The sequence below is a fragment of the Kitasatospora sp. NPDC008115 genome (assembly GCF_042957205.1).
Lineage (GTDB): Bacteria > Actinomycetota > Actinomycetes > Streptomycetales > Streptomycetaceae > Kitasatospora.
Genome location: NZ_JBIBHU010000014.1, coordinates 38487 through 56205, shown reverse-complemented (window position 1 = coordinate 56205; position 17719 = coordinate 38487). Strand labels below are relative to the sequence as shown.

The following is a 17719-nucleotide window of genomic DNA, read 5'->3' as shown; positions in this document are numbered from 1 at the left end:
AGGGACACCACAACGGCCGGGGTGCCGCCGCTGAGGAGGTGGTGAGCGATGGCCGAGTTCGACCGGGGGCCGACGGACGCGTTCGCGGAGTTGTTCGCGCGGGTGCCGGATCCGCCCGAGGAAGAGGCGTTCTGGTTCGACTGGGGGCCGGTCTTCTACCGGGGGCGGCTGGACGGCTCGGCGCGGGTGCTGGTGGTGGCCTCGGATCCGGGGCCGACCGAGCGGATCGCGGGGCGCGGCCTGGTCGGCGACGCGGGGCAGCGGGTGCAGGGGTTCCTCGGGAAGCTGGGGCTGACGCGCTCCTACGTGTGCCTCAACGCGTGGGCGTACGCGGTGCATCCCTCACGTGCCCAGGCGATGAAGGAGCGGCTCGACGACGCCGCCCAACTCCACTGGCGCAATCAGGTGTTCAGCGAGGCCGTCGGCCCCGGTCTCCAGGCCGTGGTGGCGATGGGGTTCATGGCGCAGGAGGCCGTGCGGCTCTGGGACGGCCGACCGCAGCAGGCGGTGCTGGCGAAGGTCCCGCACCCGTCGAGCCACGACCCGGTGGCGCTGCTGAACGGCTGGCGGGCGGCCGTCACGACGCTGCGCCCCATCGTCACGCCGGACGACGACGGCGACAACACCGGCCCCAACTACGGCGAGGTCTTCGAGGAGGCCGACTACCGCCCGGTCCCCCGCCGCGACCTGCCGTTCGGCGTGCCGCCGTTCCTGGGCGACGACGCCTGGGTGCGGGCCGGGGACACCGGGCTGCAGAACGCGGTGAGCCGGCCCGCCCCGGACGACGGGCACACACTGCTCTGGAAGGCGCCGGACTGATGGCACTCGTCCTGCGCGGCACCGTCGTCACCTTCGACGCCGCACACCGGATCCTCGACCCCGGCGAGGTCTACGTCGGCGACGACGGCCGGCTGGACGCGGTGCAGCCGGCCGGCCTGCCGGCGCCCGCCGGGTTCGCCGCCGCCCCCGTGGTCGACCTCACCGCCACCGGCGCGCTGGTGCTGCCCGGCCTGGTCGACCTGCACGGCCACCTCCAGTACCACACGCTGCCGCTCTGGGAGGCGGTCGGCGTCCCGTACCTGCACCACGACCGCTGGGTGGACGAGCTGGACGCGCCCGGCTACGCGACCACCGTCACCTGGCCCGCCAAGGTGCTGGGCCACGCCGCGCCCGAGGCGCTGCTCGCGTACATCGAGGTGAAGGCGCTGGTCGGCGGCACCACCTCGGTCCAGGGCGCGCCGCGTTCGACCCGCCCGATCGACGGCGGGCTGCTGCGGATCGTCGACATCGAGAAGCTGCCGGCGGGGCGCGACATGGTGCTGACCGCCGCGCTCCAGAAGGACGCCGAGGTGCTGCGCAACGAGATTGCGGACAAGCTCGACGGCACCCGGGTGCTGATCTACCACGTCGCGGAGGGGCGGCGCGCCGAGGAGCCGGACCCGGCCAAGCCGGTGTCGCACGTGCACCGCGAGTTCGAGGACCTCGAACCGTGCCTCAAGCCCGGCCTGGTCTGCGTGCACGGCACCGCGCTGACGGCCGCCGAGTTCGCGGCCTGGCAGGGCGCCGTGACGGCGCTGGACCCGGCCGAGCGCGGCACCGTGGTGTGGTCGCCGTTCTCCAACCTCTGGCTCTACCACGAGACGACGGACGTGGTCGCGGCGGCCGCGCAGGGGCTGCGGATCGCGCTCGGCTCCGACTGGTCCCCCTCGGGCACCAAGCACGTGCTGGGCGAGCTGAAGGTGGCCGACGGCCTCAACGCCCACGAGCTGGGCGGCCACTTCGACGACCGGGAGCTGTGCGACCTGGTCACCGCCAACCCCGGCGACGCGCTGGCGACCGCCTGGGGGCCGCAGGTGGGGCGTCTGGAGGCCGGCAGCGCCGCCGACCTGCTGGTGCTGGACCGCCGGCAGCCCGGCAAGGACGTGTACCGCGCCGTCATCGACGCCACCGAGCGCCACGTCCTGCTGGTGGTCTCCCGCGGCCGGCCGCGCTACGGCACCCAGCCGCTGATGACCGCCGCCGGGGCGGCCGCGACCAGTGCGATCCAGCCCGCGCCCGGGCTGCGCCGCCGGGTGGCGCTGGACGGAGTGGGCGGGACCGGGCCGGACGGCGGGCCCCGGGACTGGGCCGGGGTCAAGCGGGCGCTGGACAAGGTCCGCCAGGACCCGCAGGCCGCGTTCCGCGACGCCCAGGACGCGCTGGCGGCCTGGGGCGGACCGCTCGACGACCCCGACGCGCCGCTCGCCCTGTTCGGCGACATGCCCGAGGGCGAGGCGGCGGCGCTGGCCGGCACCGACGACGTCCCGGCCGGCCTGGTCATCCCGGAGCCGGACGCGCTGACCCACGACGCCGCCTTCCTCGCCGCCGTGGACCGCAGTGGTATCCCGGAGCTGCAACGCCTCAAGGCGCGCTACCCGTGAGCCCCCGGTACACCGCGCCCACCCGGGCCCTGCCGGACTCCACCGGGCTCGACGCCTTCATGGCCCGCGCCGCCGCCGACCCGCTGCCGCTCGCCGACCGCTACCGGCTGGTGACCGCCGCCCGCGTCGTCGTCGAGGAGCTCTACGTCCACCTGCCGCTCAAGCGGGCCCGCTACGCCACCGACCCGGTACAGCGCCTACGGCTGCTGGAGCGGCGGGTCCCAGCCCTCAGCGAGCTCCAGTTCCACGCCGAACTCGCCGCCGTCTTCCGGGACCTGCGCGACCTGCACACCGTCTACCAGCTCCCCGACCCGTACCGGGGGCAGGTCGCCGTGCTCGGCTTCCTGGTGGAGCGCTACCACGACGCGGACGGCACGCCGCACTACCCGGTCTCCCGGATCGACGACGCGCTGCGGCACGCGGACTTCGACGCCGGCGTGGAGCTGGAGCTGTGGAACGGCGTCCCCGTCGAGCGCGCCGTCGAACGCGGCACCGCCGCGCAGGCCGGCTGCAGCCCCGACGCGCGGCTGGCCCGCGGGCTGGAGTCGCTGACGCTGCGCCCGCTGCGGACCGCTCCCCCGCCGGACGAGCGCTGGGTCCTGCTCACCTACCGCACGCCCGACGGGCAGCTGCGCGAGACGCGGGTGCCCTGGCGGGTGCGCGCCGCCGACCGGCACGCGGGACGGCACCAGGACCCGGTGCCCACGGCCGGCACCCACCTCGGCATCGACGCCGGCAACGAGGCCACCCGACAGGCCAAGCGCGCGCTGTTCGCCCCGGCCCCGGCGCGCCGTTCGGCGGCGCGGGCGCCCCGGGACGTCCTCGCATACCGCAGCACGCGCGGCCGGCGCCCGTACGGGTACCTGCGCGTCTTCTCGTTCAACGTGGCGAGCGCCCGGCGGTTCGCCGAGCAGGTGGCGGCACTCGCGGCGAAGGCGCCGCCGGAGGGGCTGATCGTCGACGTCCGCGGCAACCCCGGCGGCAACATCCTGGCCGCCGAGGCCGCCCTGCGGGTGCTGAGCGCCGGCCCCGTCGCGCCGGTCCGGTTCTCGCTGCCGACCACCAGGGCCGCGCTCGCCCTGGCCCGCGCCAACCCGGCCTTCCGGCCGTGGGCGCCGTCGATCCGCGACGCCGTGGAGACCGGCGAGCCGTACTCGCAGGCGTTCGCGCTCACCGACCCGGACGCGGTCGCCGAGGGGCTGCCGCACTACCGGGGGCCCAAGGTGCTGATCGTCGACGCGCTCACCTACTCGGCCGCCGACATCTTCGCCGCCGGTTTCGCGGACAACGGGCTCGGCCCCGTCCTCGGCACCGCCGCGACCACCGGCGCGGGCGGCGCCAACGTCTGGACGTACGAGCTGCTGGGCGTCTGGCTGCCCGACCTGCTCGGCCCGCTGCCGCGCGGCGCCGGCTTCCGGGTCGCCCTGCGCCGCGCCACCCGGGCCGGGGGCAACACCGGCGTCCCGCTGGAGGACTTCGGCGTGACGGCGGACCCGCTGCACCGGCTCACCAGGCGGGACGTCCTCGGCCACAACCAGGACCTGCTGGCGGCCGCCGCGGCGCTGCTGCACTGAGCCCTTGGTCGGCGGCAACACCGCTTTCTGAAAGGCGACTTGATTCGTCGTCAGATCAATGAACCAGATGCTCCCCGAAGGAGTGGTTTACGCCTGCGCGCCTCGCGGGTTCCGGATATCGGGCACCACGATGATTCCGGCGCTTCGCTCTCGAAGCACCGCATCACCCACCGATTTCCGGATTCCCGGATTCCCGAAGCGAGGAACGATGAAGCTTCTGCGCGCCCTGTCGGTGGCGGCCTCGGCCGCCGTCCTGAGCACCGTCCCGCTGACCGGCCAGACGGCGCCGGCCTCCGCGGCCGGCTCGTTCGTGGTCAGCGAGTCCCAGTTCAACCAGCTGTTCCCGAGCCGGAACGCCTTCTACACCTACCGCGGCCTGGTCGACTCACTGAGCGCCTACCCGAACTTCGCCGCCACCGGCGACACCGCCACCCGCAGGCGCGAGGCGGCGGCGCTCCTCGCCAACGTCAGCCACGAGACCGGCGGCCTGAAGTTCGTCGTCGAGCAGAACACCGCCAACTACCCGCACTACTGCGACACTTCGCAGTCGTACGGCTGCCCGGCGGGCCAGGCCGCGTACTACGGGCGCGGGCCGCTCCAGCTCAGCTGGAACTTCAACTACAAGGCCGCGGGCGACGCCCTGCACCTCGACCTGCTGCACAACCCCAACCTGGTGCAGAACGACCCGGCGGTCTCCTGGAAGACCGCGCTCTGGTTCTGGAACACCCAGACCGGCGCCGGCCGGATGACCTCGCACGACGCCATCGTCAACAACAAGGGCTTCGGCGAGACCATCCGCACCATCAACGGCGCGCTGGAGTGCGACGGGAGGAACCCGGGCCAGCGCGACGACCGGATCAACCTCTACAAGCGGTTCGTCGGGGTCCTGGGCACCGACGTCGGCGGCGGCAACCTCTCCTGCTGACGCATCCGCGGGCAGGTGGAGCCGGGAGGCCGAGCGCGCCGGCCTCCCGGCTCCACCCCGGACCGGGCCCCCGCAGGGCCTCCGGGAGGCGGCGCGGGAGGCGGCACGCGGTTGACGGACGGACGATCCGTCGGCGTCCGATCGGCCCTTCCGGCGCGCCCCGGCGTCAATTCCCGGACGCACCGGCGCCCTCGGGTGCGGGCGGCCACGAGCAGCGGGAACGTGCGGCCGGTCGCGGGTTCGCGCGGCGCGGCACCGGCGGCCCGGCCGGGTGATTCCTGAAGGGCGGGAAATCGCGGCGGAGTTGGATGGTGCACGATCTCCCCCGCAATAGCGCCCGCCGCATCGGAGCGCGGCGTGACCGCCCGGGCACCCACCGCAGTCACTCCGACCACAGGAGCCCGCCCAAGTAGAGCCAGTCCCGCTCACATGTCAACCACACATCCTTGAAGCGACATCCTCAACAACCATTGTGGCTCCACAGTCCCGGCGGGTAGAGTCCCGGTCCGCCGAGCACCGAACACGTGCTCGCACCGGCATTCTTTGGGGCGGGCATGACAAATTACCGCAACATCCACGGGGCCACTTCCGACTTGATTGACGCGTTCACGGAAACCGTGCGCCGATATCCCGCGCGGCCGGCGATCGTCCACCACGGACAGGACCTCAGTTATCGCCAACTAGAAGTATTGGCAAGCGATGTGGCCGACCGACTCGGCGCCGCACCGGGCACGGTGGCGGTTCCGGCGGTGCACGCGCCGGACACCGTCGTCGGGCTGCTCGGCATCCTGGCCGCGGGCGGGGCGTACTGCCCGGTCGACCCGGCGTTCCCGCCGCAGCGGCAGCGGGAGATGCTGGCGGCGGCCGGCTGCCGGACGGCTGTCGGCCTCGATCCGCAACTCGGCCTGGAGCCGCCGGCGTTACCGCGATTAGCCGGGATCCACGGCGACGGGGGCGGCGGGCGGCACGACAGGGGCGGCGGGCGGCACGACGAGCCCGGGCAACCGGCCTATCTGCTCTTCACGTCGGGTTCGACCGGGCAGCCGAAACCCGTCGTCACCCCGCGGCGGGCGATCTCCGCCGCCGTCGACTCGCTGCGCACCCTGTTCGCCCTCACCCCCGAGGACCGGGTGCTCCAGTTCGCCTCGCTGAACTGGGACACCTGCTTCGAGGAGATCCTGCCGACGCTCACCACCGGCGCCGCGCTCGTCCTGGACCGCGAGGCCCACAGCGGGTCGTTCCCGCGCTTCCTGCGGATGGTCGAGCGCGAGCGGATCACCGTGCTCGACCTGCCCACCGCCTTCTGGCACGAACTGGTCCGCCACCTCGCGGAGGAGGGCGCAGCCCCGCCCGACTGCGTCCGGCTGGTGGTGATCGGCGGCGAAGCGGCCAACCCGGCGCGGCTCGCCGACTGGGCCGCCCTCGACACCGGGCGGATCCGGCTGCTCAACACCTACGGGTCCACCGAGACCACGCTGATCACCCACGCCGTCGACCTGCACGGACCGCTGGCCGCCGCCCGGGCACGCCCCTGGGCGCCCGGCGACCGGGTGCCGATCGGCCGGGCCCTGCCCCATGTGCGCGAACGGATCGACGAGCGCGGCGAGTTGCTGATCGGCGGTCCCGCCGTGGCACTCGGCTACCTCGGCCTTCCGGAGGCCACCGGGGCCCGCTTCACCGAGGACGCCGCGGGCCTGCGCTGGTTCCGCACCGGCGACCGGGTGAGCCGCGCACCGGACGGCGTACTGACGCACCAGGGGCGGCTGGACGGCGAGTTCAAGGTCCGCGGAATCCGGGTCGACCCGGCCGAGGTGGAGTCGCACATCGCCGGCCACCCGGGCGTGCACGCGGTGGCGGTGACCGGGGCGAGCGTCGCCGGCCGCTGCGCACTGGTCGCGTACGTGGTGCCGCGCGCAGGGGCGGCGGCCGGGACGCTGGACACCGAGGTCCGCGCGTACCTGCGCGACCGGGTGCCCGGCCACCTGGTGCCCAGCCGGATCACCGTCGTGCCCGAACTGGTGCTCACCGCCAGTGGCAAGGTCGACCGGGCCGCCTCGCACCGCCGCCACTCGGCGCCCACGCCGGTCCGTCCGTAGCGCCGCCGGCCTGACGCGCCCGGGCCAGCACGAACGAACGACCCACCCTCACCCGATGGCCAAGGAGAGCTCGTTGAGCAGCGTAGACACCACCCCCGCAACCACCGAGGGCATGACGGCGATCTTCCGCCGCGTCCTGGAGAGCGACGACGTCACGGCGGACTCGGACTTCTTCCTCCTCGGCGGCGACTCCCTCATCGCCACCCGTGTGCTGAGCGCCGTCGCCCGGACCTACGGCGTCGAGCTGTCCTTCGAGGACTTCGTGCTCGCGCCCACCCCGGCCGGCCTGGCCGAGCTGATCGCGGCCGTCGGATGAGCGGCGGCAGAGCGCGATCCGCCGTCGTCGTCGGCGCCGGACTGGCAGGGCTGACCGCCGCCGAGGGGCTGGCGGCCCGCGGGGTGGACGTCACCGTGCTGGAGGCCCGCGAGCGGGTCGGCGGGCGGACCCACGGGATCGAGGTGGAGCCCGGCGCCTGGATCGACGCGGGCGCCGCCTACCTCGGCGCCCGGCACACCGAACTCCTGAACCTCATCAAGGAGTTAGGCCTCCACACCACCCCCACCACCATGCTCGGCGCGAGCCGCTTCGCCCTCGGGACCGGCGCCGCGGGCAACGAACACGCCACCCGGGACGGCCGGTTCCCGCCGCTCAACGCGGTGGCGCTCGGCGAACTCTTCGACCACCTCGCCGAACTCACCGCCGCCGTCCGCCCCGATGCCCCCTGGCTCACCCCGGACGCCTCCCGTCTGGACACCCTCACCGCCGCCGAGTGGGCCGAGCGCTCCCTCACCCACCCGGACGCCCGGCTGTTCTTCCCGCTCTTCCTCGGCGAGATGATGGCCGCCGACCCGGCGGACGTCTCGGTCCTGCACATGGCCTTCTACCTGCGCTCGGGCGGCGGCCTGCGCTACCTCAACGCCTTCGAGGGCGGCGCCCAGCAGGACCGGGTCGCCGGCGGCGCGCACCTGCTCTGCGAGCGGCTGGCCGCCCGGCTGACCGCACGGCGCCGCGGCACCCTCCGGCTCGGCGAGGCGGTGCGGGCCGTCACGCAGGACCCCGACGGCGTCACCGTGCACACCGAGCGCGGCGCGACGTACCGGGCCGACACCGCCGTGGTGGCGCTGCCGCCGCTGCTCGCCGACGCCCTCGACCTGGGACCGGAGCCGCCGGCCCGCCGGGCGGGCGAGCGGACCGGGCGCGGCTGCGCGGTCAAGGTCAACCTGGTCTACCCGTCGCCGCTCTGGCGCGAGCACGGGCTCTCCGGGTGGTCGGTCAACGCGGAGGGGCCGCTGCTGTCCACGGTGGACGACTCCCCGGCCGGCGCGGCGGTCGGCGTGCTCACCGGCTTCGTCACCGGCGCCGAGGCGCACCGCTACGCCGCCCTCACCCCGCGCGAACAGCGCGAGGCCGCCCTCGCCCAGGCCGCGCGGCTCTTCCCGATGCTCCCCGAACCGGTCGGCTTCCACATCACCGACTGGGTCAACGAGCCCTACAGCAAGGGCTGTTACGCCGCCCTGTTCGGGCCGGGCGACTGGCTGCGGCTCGGCCCGACGCTGACCGCGCCGCACGGCCGGGTGCACTGGGCCGGCACCGAGACCAGTACCGAGTTCTTCGGCCTGCTGGAGGGCGCGATCCGCTCCGGCCACCGGGTCGTCACGGAGATCCTCGACGGCGGGGTCTGATCCCGCCCCGGGCACCAGCACCACCCGGCACCGCTTCCCCCGAGCCCGTGCTCCCGTTCCACAAGAACCGCGGGCCCACCCCCTTCTCAGGAGACGCCATGAGCGACCCGAGTTCCCCCCTGGGCACCACCGCGCCCTCCCCGATCGCGCCGCTCGCCGCGCGCGAGCGGCTGATGGCCGAACCCGGCCTCGGGGCCGGCAACTTCCTCGACCACGCGATCACCGTGAACCCGAACCGCGCGGTCCCGTTCGCCTACAGCCACCACACCGACCACCGCGGCGCCGTCGTGCTGCGCGGCCACAGCCTGCTCGACCTGGCCGCGCTGCGCGACCGCTACGCCGCCTGGTACCACGCCAACGGCGTGCGCCCCGGCGAGCCGGTGGCCGTGGTGATCGCCGAGGGTCTGGAACCGCTGCTGCACTTCCTCGCGCTCACCGCGCTGGGCGCCGTCCCCGCCCTGGTCAACGACGCGATGCGGCACGACGTGATGGTCCGCTACCTCAACCACGTCGGCGTGGTCGGCGTGGTGGCCGACGACACCACCCGGCTCGCCGCCGCCTACCGCCAGGACCCCCAGCGCCGGCCCCGGTTCCTGGCGCTCGCCGCCGAGGTCCAGGCCTTCGACGCGGACGCCGCCGGCGCCCTTCCCGCCGAGTACCCGCACCGGCACGCGCCGCACGACGTGGTCGGGCTGATCCACTCCTCCGGCACCACCGGCACCCCGAAATCCACCATGCTGGCGCACCGCCAGTTCTGGGACGGCAAGCAGCCGCGCATGGTGCGCTTCCCCGCCGAGCCGTACGACCGGCTGATGTCGCTGATGCCGCACACCCACGCGGGCGGCCTCAGCTACTTCCTCACCGCCACCCTGCTCGGCCTGCCGACCGTGGTGATGGCCGACTGGCGCCGGTCGGTGGTCGAGCCGGTGATGGAGGCTTTCCGGCCGACCATGGTCGCCTCCTTCCCGCGCACCTTCGTCGAACTCGCCACCGGGGAGCCGCCGGTGAAGGGCGCCGCCAAGGTGCACTCCTGGTTCAACACCGGCGACAGCGCCCACTACGGGCACATCCGGCGCCTGGTGCGGCTGGGCGAGCGCCCGGCCGGGCTGATCCGGCCCTGGCTGCTGCCGCAGGAGCGGGCGGAGCAACCAGCCCTGCCCGGTTCGCAGTTCGTCGACGGCCTGGGCTCCTCCGAGATGGGCATGGCGCTGTTCGGCCAGGTCACCACACCGGAGTCGGCGCGCGACGACCGCTGCGTGGGCAAGCCGCTGGAGGTGGTGCGCCGGGCCGCCGTGCTGGACCAGGACGGCCACGAGGTGCCGGACGGCACGGTCGGGCTGCTGGCGATCGACTCGCCCTCGCGCACACCGGGCTACTGGAACAACGAGCGGCTGACCGCGAGCTTCGAGCTGGCCGGGTACTGGCTCACCGGGGACGTCGCCCGGCGCGACGCCGAGGGCCGGTTCCACCACCTGGACCGCACGGTGGACGTCATCGACACCTCGGCCGGCCCGGTCTACAGCCTGCCGGTCGAGGAGGTGCTGCTGGCGGACTGCGACGCACTGGTCCGGGACTGCTCGGTGGTCGGCGTGCCCGGAGCCGCCGGGGAGGGACAACGGCCCCTCGCCGTCGTCCAGTTGCAGCACGACGTCCCGGACACCACCGAGGCCGACGTGCTGGAGGCCGCCAACAAGGCCCTCGCCGGGGCGGGTCTGGCCGCGCTCGCCGCCGTCCGGATCGCCCGCACCCCGGAGGAGTTCCCGCTCGGGCCCACCGGCAAGGTGCTCAAGCGCGAACTGCGCACCCGCTTCGCCACCCTCTTCACGTCGGCCACCGGCCAGTAGCCCCGGATGGACGACCACCACGCCGCCGCCGCGCACCCCGCGCCGCCGCGGCCCTACCAGTACGTCCGCACACCGCTGGTCGAGCCGGACTGGCGCCGGCTGCCGGGCTGGCGCGACGTGACCGAGGCCCAGTGGCGCGACGCCCAGTGGCAGCGCGCCCACTGCGTCAAGAACACCCGCCAACTGCGGGCCGTCGCCGGCGATCTGCTGACCGCCGACGTCTACGGGCAACTCGACGCCGATCAGGCCGAGTTCGCCACCATGCCGCTGCTGGTGCCGCCGCAACTGCTGAACACCATGGCCGCGCACGCCCCGACCACCCCCGAGGCGTTCACGGCCGCGTTCCTGGCCGACCCGGTGCGCCGCTACATGCTGCCGGTGCGCGCCGACCGGCTCCCGCACTGGCCCAGCCACCCCAAGGCCGAGCGCGACTCGCTGCACGAGGCCGAGATGTGGGTGGTCGAGGGCCTCACCCACCGCTACCCGACCAAGGTGCTGGCCGAACTGGTCGCCACCTGCCCGCAGTACTGCGGCCACTGCACCCGGATGGACCTGGTCGGCACCTCCACCCCCCAGGTCGCCAAGACCCGGCTGGTGCTGCGGCCCGAGCACCGCCAGGAGCAGATGCTGGACTACCTCAAGCGCACCCCGGGCGTGCGCGACGTGGTGGTCTCCGGCGGCGACCTCGCCAATGTGCCGTGGCCGCAGCTGGAGTCGTTCCTGCGCCGGCTGCTGGAAGTGGAGTCGGTGCGCGACATCCGGCTCGCCAGCAAGGCCGTGGTCGGGCTGCCGCAGCACTGGCTGCAGCCCCGGGTCCTGGAGGGCGTGCACCGGATGGCGACGCTCGCCGCCCGCCGCGCCGTCAACCTCGCCGTGCACACCCACGCCAACCACGTCCGCTCGGTCACCCCGCTGGTCGCCGAGGCGGCCCGGGCGCTGCTCGACGCGGGCGTGCGGGACGTGCGCAACCAGGGCGTGCTGATGCGGCGGATCAACGACACCCCCGAGGACCTGCTGGACCTCTGCTTCGCGCTCCAGGGCGAGGCCAACATCCTGCCGTACTACTTCTACCTCTGCGACATGATCCCCAACGCCGAGCACTGGCGCACCAGCCTCCACCAGGCGCAGCGCCTCCAGGAGGCGATCATGGGCTACCTGCCCGGCTACGCCACCCCGCGACTGGTCTGCGACGTGCCGCGGCTCGGCAAGCGCTGGGTGCACCAGGTGGTGGCGTACGACCGCGAGCGCGGCATCTCGTACTGGACGAAGAACCACCGCACCGGCCCCGAGGTCCCCGGGACCGGCGCCGCCCCGGCCGGGCGCGACGCGCTGGAGCGCCTGCACCCCTACTACGACCCGGTGGACACCCTGCCCGAGTCCGGCCGCCGCTGGTGGGCGGAGCGGGCCGGGCAGCCCGCACCCCAGGAAGGAGCAGCACGGTGAACGCCACAGCCCCGAACGATCCCGGCCCGCACGATCCCGGCCCGCTGCGCCGGATGTGCTGGATCTTCCCCGACCGCGAGTCCACCCGGACGACCGCGACCTGGCGCCACTACTTCTGGGACCTCTACGCCGAGGTGGCCGGGGAACTGGGCCTCACCTGGTGCCGGCACGCGCCGGACGCGGTCACCGTGGACGCCACCGACCCCGCGCACCCCCGGGTGTACGTCGACGAGGAGCCGGTGACCCCGCAGGACACCCTGTTCATCACCGCCCTCTACTCGCTGCCGTACCAGTCGATGGACGTCTTCAACCAGTACGCGCTGTACGCGGTGCTGGAGCAGGCCGGCTTCTACCTGCCGTTCCCGCCGCAGATCTCGCTGATCGGCAACGACAAGCTGGCCACCGTGCTGCACCTCGCCGACTCGCCGGTGCCGCCGATCCCCTCGGTCCGGATCGGCACCGGTCGGGACGTCGCCAAGCACCACTACGAGGTGGCGCTCGGCGGCCTGACCTACCCGGCGATCGTCAAGCCGGCCGGCTGGTGCGGCGGCGGCGGGATCAACCTGGCGCGCGGCCCGGAGGACGTCCGGGGCCTGGCCAGCCTCGCCCAGGGCGGGGACACCACGCTGGTCGCCCAGCCCTACCTCGGCGACGGCACCGTGGACTACCGCGTCTACGTGATCGACGGCGAGCCGTACGCGGTACTGCGGCGGGTGCCCGAACCCGGATCGCCGGTGGCCAACGCCAGCCGCGGCGGCTCGATGGACTTCCCGCCGGTGCCGCCCGAACTGGCGGAGGCCACCGCGTACTTCGCCGAGAAGCTGGCGATCCCGTTCTTCTGCGTGGACTTCCTGTACGACGGCGAGCGGTACTGGTTCTCGGAGCTGGAGCCGGACGGCGTGATCGCCCCGGACTTCGCCGACCCGGGGCGCACCCTGCAACGGGACATCACCCGGGCCCGGTTCACCGCCTACCGGGACGCCCACGCCAAGTGGCTCGCGAACCGCCCCCTCTCCACCACCCCCCGATCGGAAGCCCGATGACCGACGCCTTCTCCCTGCCGCCCGAGGCGGCCGGGCCGCGACTCCACGTCGCGGAGCGGACCCTGGAGCTGCTGCGGACGGTGCCCGCGTTCGCCGGTCGCTACGCCGGCCATCCCGCCGGCGTGCGCACCCTCGACGAGCTGGCCGCCCTGCCGCCGCTGCTCAAGGACGACCTGAACACCGCCCTCGCCCATCTGGAGCCGCGCTCCGACACCGCCGCCACCTGGCTGTTCCAGAGCGGCGGTTCCACCGGCGCGCCCAAGGTCGGCTACGCGCCCACCGGCTTCTACATGGCCGGGGTGCAGGCCCACTGGCAGGCGCTGGACCGCGACGACGTGTTCGCCAACGCCTGGGGCGCCGGCCGGATGTGGGGCGCGCACTTCCTCGCCGCCGCGCTCGCCGACCGGGCGGGCTGCCGGGTGATCGCGCTGGGCTCGATCACCCGGGAGGAGTACCCGGACTGGCTGGCCTTCCTCGCCGACCGGGGCGTCACCGCGATCGGCGGCACCCCGAGCGTGCTGCGGCTGTGGTTCGCGCACGCCCGCGCCGCCGGGCTGAAGCTGCCGGCCCTGCGCAAGGTGCTCTGGCTCGGCGAGGCCTGGCAGCCGCAGCTGGAGGAGGACCTGGCGGCCGTCGCGCCGCAGGCCCGCCGCTGGGGCATGTTCGGCTCCACCGAGACCTGGGTGGTCGGCACCAACACGCCCGACTGCCCCGCCGACACCTTCCACCCGCTGCCCGACCAGCTGGTGCACGCGGGCCCGGACGGACTGCTGGACTTCACCACCCTCAACCCCGAGATGCTCAACCCGGTGCTGCGCTACCGCACCGGCGACGCGGGCGGGTTGACCAGCTGCCCGTGCGGCCGTCCGGGCCGGGCGATGCGGGTGCTGGGGAGGCGCGACAACGTCGTCCAGGTGCGCGGCCTCGGCCTGCACGTGGACGAGCTGGTCGCCCGCGCCGAGCGCGAGCCCGGCGTCTCCCGGGCCCAGGTGGTGGTCACCGAGGACGGCGGCCGGGCCACCGGCGTGGAGGTCCTGCTGCTGGCCGGCCCGGGCGCGGCGGTGGAAACGGCCGCGCTGCGCACCGAACTGCTCTCCGGGACCTTCACGTTGAGCACCGCCTTCCAGCACGACCCGGAGCACGTCACGGTCCGGGTGGCCGACGCGCTGGTCAGCAACGACCGCACCGGCAAGACGGCCTCCCTGGTGGTCCGTGACCTGCGGCAGGCCCCCGGGGCGGCCTCGTGAAGCCGCGGCGCCCGGAGGACCTGGGGCGCGGCTTCAACCTGTTCTGGGCCGGCCAGACGGTCAGCGTGGTCGGCGACCGGATCACCGTGTTCGTCGTCCCCACCCTGATGATCTTCGTGCTGCACGCCTCCGCCCTCCAGGTCGGCGTGGTGGCGATGGCCCAGTACCTCGGCATCCCGCTGCTCGGACCGGTCGCGGGCGTGCTGGTCGACCGCTGGGACAAACGCCGCACCATGCTCGTCTGCGACCTGCTGCGGCTGGCCGCCGTCCTGGTCATCCCGCTCGCGTACTGGCTGGACTTCCTCTCCACCGCGCTGCTGTTCGGCTGTGTGGCGGTGATCAGCGGCGCGACCATCTTCTTCAACGTCGGCTATCTGATCGCCGTCCCCGCCGTGGTGCCCGAGGACCGGATGGTGCGCGCCTACTCCCGGCTGGAGGGCAGCAGCTCGGTCTCCGAGGTGGCCGGTCCCTCGATCGCCGCCGGCCTGTACAGCGCGCTCGGGGTGGGCGCGCTGCTGGTGGACGCGGTCAGCTACCTGGTGTCCGCCGCCTGCTTCCGGTCGATGCCGCGCTGGGGCGAGCGGACCGTCGTCGAGGGCACGGTGTGGGAGCGGCTGACCGCCGGCTTCCGGATGAACTGGGCCGATCCGGTGCTGCGCCGGGTGGTGCTGGCGGCCGTCACGCTCAACTCGGGCGGGCCGATCTTCGTCACGGTGCTGCCGGTGCTCGCCTACCGGGGCCTCGGCGTGTCGGTCGGGGTGCTCGGCGCGGCCATGTCGGTGGGCGCGGTGGGCGCGCTGATCGGCGCCGTGGCCGCCCCGCGGATCAGCGCCCGCCTGGGCCTGGGGCGGACCCTGGCTTGGTCGCTGCTGCTGCACTGCCTGGTCGGGCTGGGCGTACTGGCCGCGCCCGCGCTGCCCTCCGGGCCGGTGATCGCGGTGACCATGGGCTGCTACGGCTTCTTCATGTCCTGCATCAACGTGTGCAGCGCCCCCACCCGCCAGTCGCGGATGTCCGCCGAGCACCAGGGCGTGATGCACGCGGCGTTCCGCACCGTCACCTGGGGCGTCATCCCGCTCGCCGCGCTGGTCGGCGGCCTCGCGGTGTCCGCGCTCACCGGGCCGCTGGGCATCCGGGACGCCGCGCGCTGGGTGATGGCCGGCGGCACCCTGCTGGCGGCCTGCTCCTTCCTGCCCGCGCTCGGCATCCAGCCCCGGCTGGACGCCGCCGCGCGCGAGGACAAGCGGCAACCCGCCGACGAGGCGAACGAGTTGTCGGAGAGCACGTCGTGACCGCGCGCGACGTCCTGCTGATCACCGGCTGCTCCTCCGGCATCGGCCTGGCCACCGCCGTGGCCGCCGCCCGCACCGGGTTCACCACCGTCGCCACGCTGCGCGACCCGTCCCGCGCCGAGGCCCTGCGGGAGGCCGCCGGGCGGGCCGGGGTCACCCTGGACGTCCGCCCGCTGGACGTCACCGACCCCGCGTCCGTCACCGCCTGCGTGGACGGCGTGGCCGCCACGTACGGGCGGCTGGACGCCGTGGTCAACAACGCCGGCGTCTCCAACTTCGACCCCACCCTGGAGATGTCCACCGACGCGGCGCTGCGGGCCAACCTGGAGGTGAACTTCTTCGGCGTGATCGCCGTCAGCCGGGCCGCGCTGCCGCTGCTGCGCGCCTCCGCCGGGCGGCTGGTCACCCTCGGCAGCGTGCACGGCGTGGTCGGCCAGCCGTTCAACGAGGCCTACTGCGCGGCCAAGTTCGCCGTCGAGGGCTTCATGGAGAGCCTGGCCCCGGTGGCCGCCGCGCACGGCGTACGGGTCTCCGTCGTCGTGCCCGGCTTCGTGCCCGACACCGCGTTCGGGGTCTTCCCGGACATCGACCGCCGCACCATCGCGGCCGCCTCCGGCCCGTACGCGCCGACCTTCGCCGACTACCTCGCCTGGGTCGGCGGCCAGGGCTGGGAGGCCGCCGGGCAGCCGGCCCGCGAGGTCGCCGAGGTGGTGGTGCGCACCCTGCGCGCCGAGCGGCCCGCCTTCCGCGTCCCCACCAACGCCTGGGCCGCCGACCATCTGGCCCACAAGCTCGCCGACCCGGACGGCTCGGCCGTCCAGACCCTCGCCCGCAGCTGGATCGGCCGCACCGACCACCCGAACTGATCAATAGTCAGGAGGCTTGCCATGCCCGCCAAACCCCTCTCCGAGCTGGTCGACTTCGCGCGCCGCAACTCGCCGTTCTACGCCGAGCTGTACCGGGACCTGCCGCCGCGCGTCGAACACCTCACCCAGCTGCCGGTGATCGAGCAGACCGCCTTCTGGGCCGCCAACTCCTGGCCGGACAACCGGCTGCTCACCGGACCCCTGCTGGACGCCGGGGTCTACAAGACCGGCGGCACCACCGGCGTCCCCAAGTTCTCCCCCTGGTCGCGCGCCGAGCACGCCGACTCGGTCACCGCGTTCGGCGCGGGCCTGGTCCAGGCCGGCCTCAGGCCCGGCCACCGGGTCGCCAACCTGTTCTGCGCCGGCGAGCTGTACGGCGGCTTCCTCTACATCGAGAACGCCCTGCACCACGCGCCGGTCGACAACGTCCGGCTGCCGGTCGGCGCCGCGCCCGACGCGTACGTGGCCGGGCTGATCCACGACTTCGGCGTGGACGTGCTGGCCGGCGAGCCGATGAAGCTCAGCTCCGTCGCCGAGTACCTGGTCAAGCACGGGAAGGTCGCCGAGCGGATCGAACTGCTGCTGTTCGGCGGGGACCTGCTCTTCGCCGACCTGCGCCCGATCCTCTCCCGGGCGTTCCCCAACGCGGCCGTCGCCTCGATCGGCTACGCCTCGGTGGACGCCGGCCTGGTCGGCGCTCCGGTGCCCGGCAACGACGTCCGGGTGCACGAGGCGTTCCCCCACCGGACCGTGGTGGAGCTCATCGACGACATCACCGGCGAGCCGGTCACCGGGGCGGGGGTGCCCGGCCGGGTCGTGGTCACCAACCTGTTCCGCACCCTGATGCCGATCCTGCGCTACCCGACCGGCGACCGCGCCGAGTGGGTCGACGTGGAACGCGGGCGGTTCCGCCTGGTCGGCCGGTCCGCCGAGGGCGCCCGGGTCGGCACGGTGGCGATGCCCACCGAGGAGATCCGCGCCGTCCTGCTCGCCCACGACCCGGAACAGATCATCTCCGGCATGCAGATGGTCCAGCGGCGCTGGGACGGCAAGGACGGGCTGACCCTGCGCCTCGGGTACACCGAACTGCCGCCGGCCGGCCTGACCGAGCGGCTGGTCGAGGCGGTGTACAAGGCGCGCCCGCTCTACCCGGACAACGTGGCGGCCGGAGCGATCCACGACCTGGTGGTGGAGTGGGTGCCGCGCTCGGAACTGCTCACCAACCCGCGCACCGGCAAGCTCCAGCAGGTCATCGACGAGCGCCCGCCGGCCTGAGCCCGATCCGG

14 protein-coding genes are annotated in these 17719 nt (G+C 74.1%); all 14 read left to right on the top strand.

Going from position 1 to position 17719, the window contains the following annotated elements; genetic code table 11:
* The first annotated feature begins 48 nt into the window (after positions 1-48).
* The 14 genes from ACFZBX_RS19115 (at position 49) to ACFZBX_RS19050 (ending at position 17708) form a co-directional block, all read left to right on the top strand.
* The gene (locus ACFZBX_RS19115; RefSeq protein WP_391534909.1) at positions 49-819 is read left to right on the top strand and encodes a hypothetical protein; all 771 of its coding nucleotides are present in this window, start codon (positions 49-51) and stop codon (positions 817-819) included.
* A complete protein-coding gene (locus ACFZBX_RS19110; RefSeq protein ID WP_391534908.1) occupies positions 819-2420 on the top strand; it encodes an amidohydrolase family protein in 1602 nt (533 codons plus the stop codon). Before ACFZBX_RS19115 ends, ACFZBX_RS19110 begins: the two co-directional genes overlap by 1 nt.
* Positions 2417-3994 carry a S41 family peptidase gene (locus ACFZBX_RS19105; RefSeq protein WP_391534907.1) on the top strand — a complete coding sequence of 526 codons (1578 nt, stop codon included), beginning with the start codon at positions 2417-2419 and terminating at the stop codon, positions 3992-3994. The genes ACFZBX_RS19110 and ACFZBX_RS19105 overlap by 4 nt, the downstream gene beginning before the upstream one ends.
* Positions 3995-4202: 208 nt before the next feature.
* On the top strand, positions 4203-4919 hold the full coding sequence (locus tag ACFZBX_RS19100; RefSeq protein WP_391534906.1) for a chitinase: 717 nt from the start codon (positions 4203-4205) through the stop codon (positions 4917-4919).
* 554 nt (positions 4920-5473) lie between these two features.
* Positions 5474-7015 (top strand): amino acid adenylation domain-containing protein, encoded by a 1542-nt coding sequence (locus ACFZBX_RS19095; RefSeq protein ID WP_391534905.1) that lies wholly within the window; start codon positions 5474-5476, stop codon positions 7013-7015.
* Between the two features lie 73 nt (positions 7016-7088).
* Positions 7089-7331, top strand: coding sequence for a phosphopantetheine-binding protein (locus ACFZBX_RS19090; RefSeq protein WP_391534904.1), 243 nt, complete (start codon positions 7089-7091; stop codon positions 7329-7331).
* Positions 7328-8698 (top strand): flavin monoamine oxidase family protein, encoded by a 1371-nt coding sequence (locus tag ACFZBX_RS19085; protein WP_391534903.1) that lies wholly within the window; start codon positions 7328-7330, stop codon positions 8696-8698. The genes ACFZBX_RS19090 and ACFZBX_RS19085 overlap by 4 nt, the downstream gene beginning before the upstream one ends.
* 98 nt (positions 8699-8796) lie before the next feature.
* Positions 8797-10542: a class I adenylate-forming enzyme family protein gene (locus tag ACFZBX_RS19080; RefSeq protein ID WP_391534902.1), complete on the top strand. Its 1746-nt coding sequence runs from the start codon at positions 8797-8799 to the stop codon at positions 10540-10542.
* A 6-nt stretch (positions 10543-10548) separates the two neighbouring features.
* Positions 10549-11985: a KamA family radical SAM protein gene (locus tag ACFZBX_RS19075; RefSeq protein ID WP_391534901.1), complete on the top strand. Its 1437-nt coding sequence runs from the start codon at positions 10549-10551 to the stop codon at positions 11983-11985.
* A complete protein-coding gene (locus ACFZBX_RS19070; protein ID WP_391534900.1) occupies positions 11982-13028 on the top strand; it encodes a RimK family alpha-L-glutamate ligase in 1047 nt (348 codons plus the stop codon). Before ACFZBX_RS19075 ends, ACFZBX_RS19070 begins: the two co-directional genes overlap by 4 nt.
* On the top strand, positions 13025-14275 hold the full coding sequence (locus ACFZBX_RS19065) for a phenylacetate--CoA ligase family protein (RefSeq protein ID WP_391534899.1): 1251 nt from the start codon (positions 13025-13027) through the stop codon (positions 14273-14275). Before ACFZBX_RS19070 ends, ACFZBX_RS19065 begins: the two co-directional genes overlap by 4 nt.
* Positions 14272-15567, top strand: coding sequence for an MFS transporter (locus ACFZBX_RS19060; protein WP_391534898.1), 1296 nt, complete (start codon positions 14272-14274; stop codon positions 15565-15567). The genes ACFZBX_RS19065 and ACFZBX_RS19060 overlap by 4 nt, the downstream gene beginning before the upstream one ends.
* A complete protein-coding gene (locus tag ACFZBX_RS19055) occupies positions 15564-16433 on the top strand; it encodes an SDR family NAD(P)-dependent oxidoreductase (RefSeq protein WP_391534897.1) in 870 nt (289 codons plus the stop codon). The genes ACFZBX_RS19060 and ACFZBX_RS19055 overlap by 4 nt, the downstream gene beginning before the upstream one ends.
* Positions 16434-16454: 21 nt before the next feature.
* Entirely contained in the window at positions 16455-17708 is a 1254-nt protein-coding gene (locus ACFZBX_RS19050; RefSeq protein ID WP_391534896.1) for a phenylacetate--CoA ligase family protein, read from the top strand.
* Positions 17709-17719 lie beyond the last annotated feature (11 nt).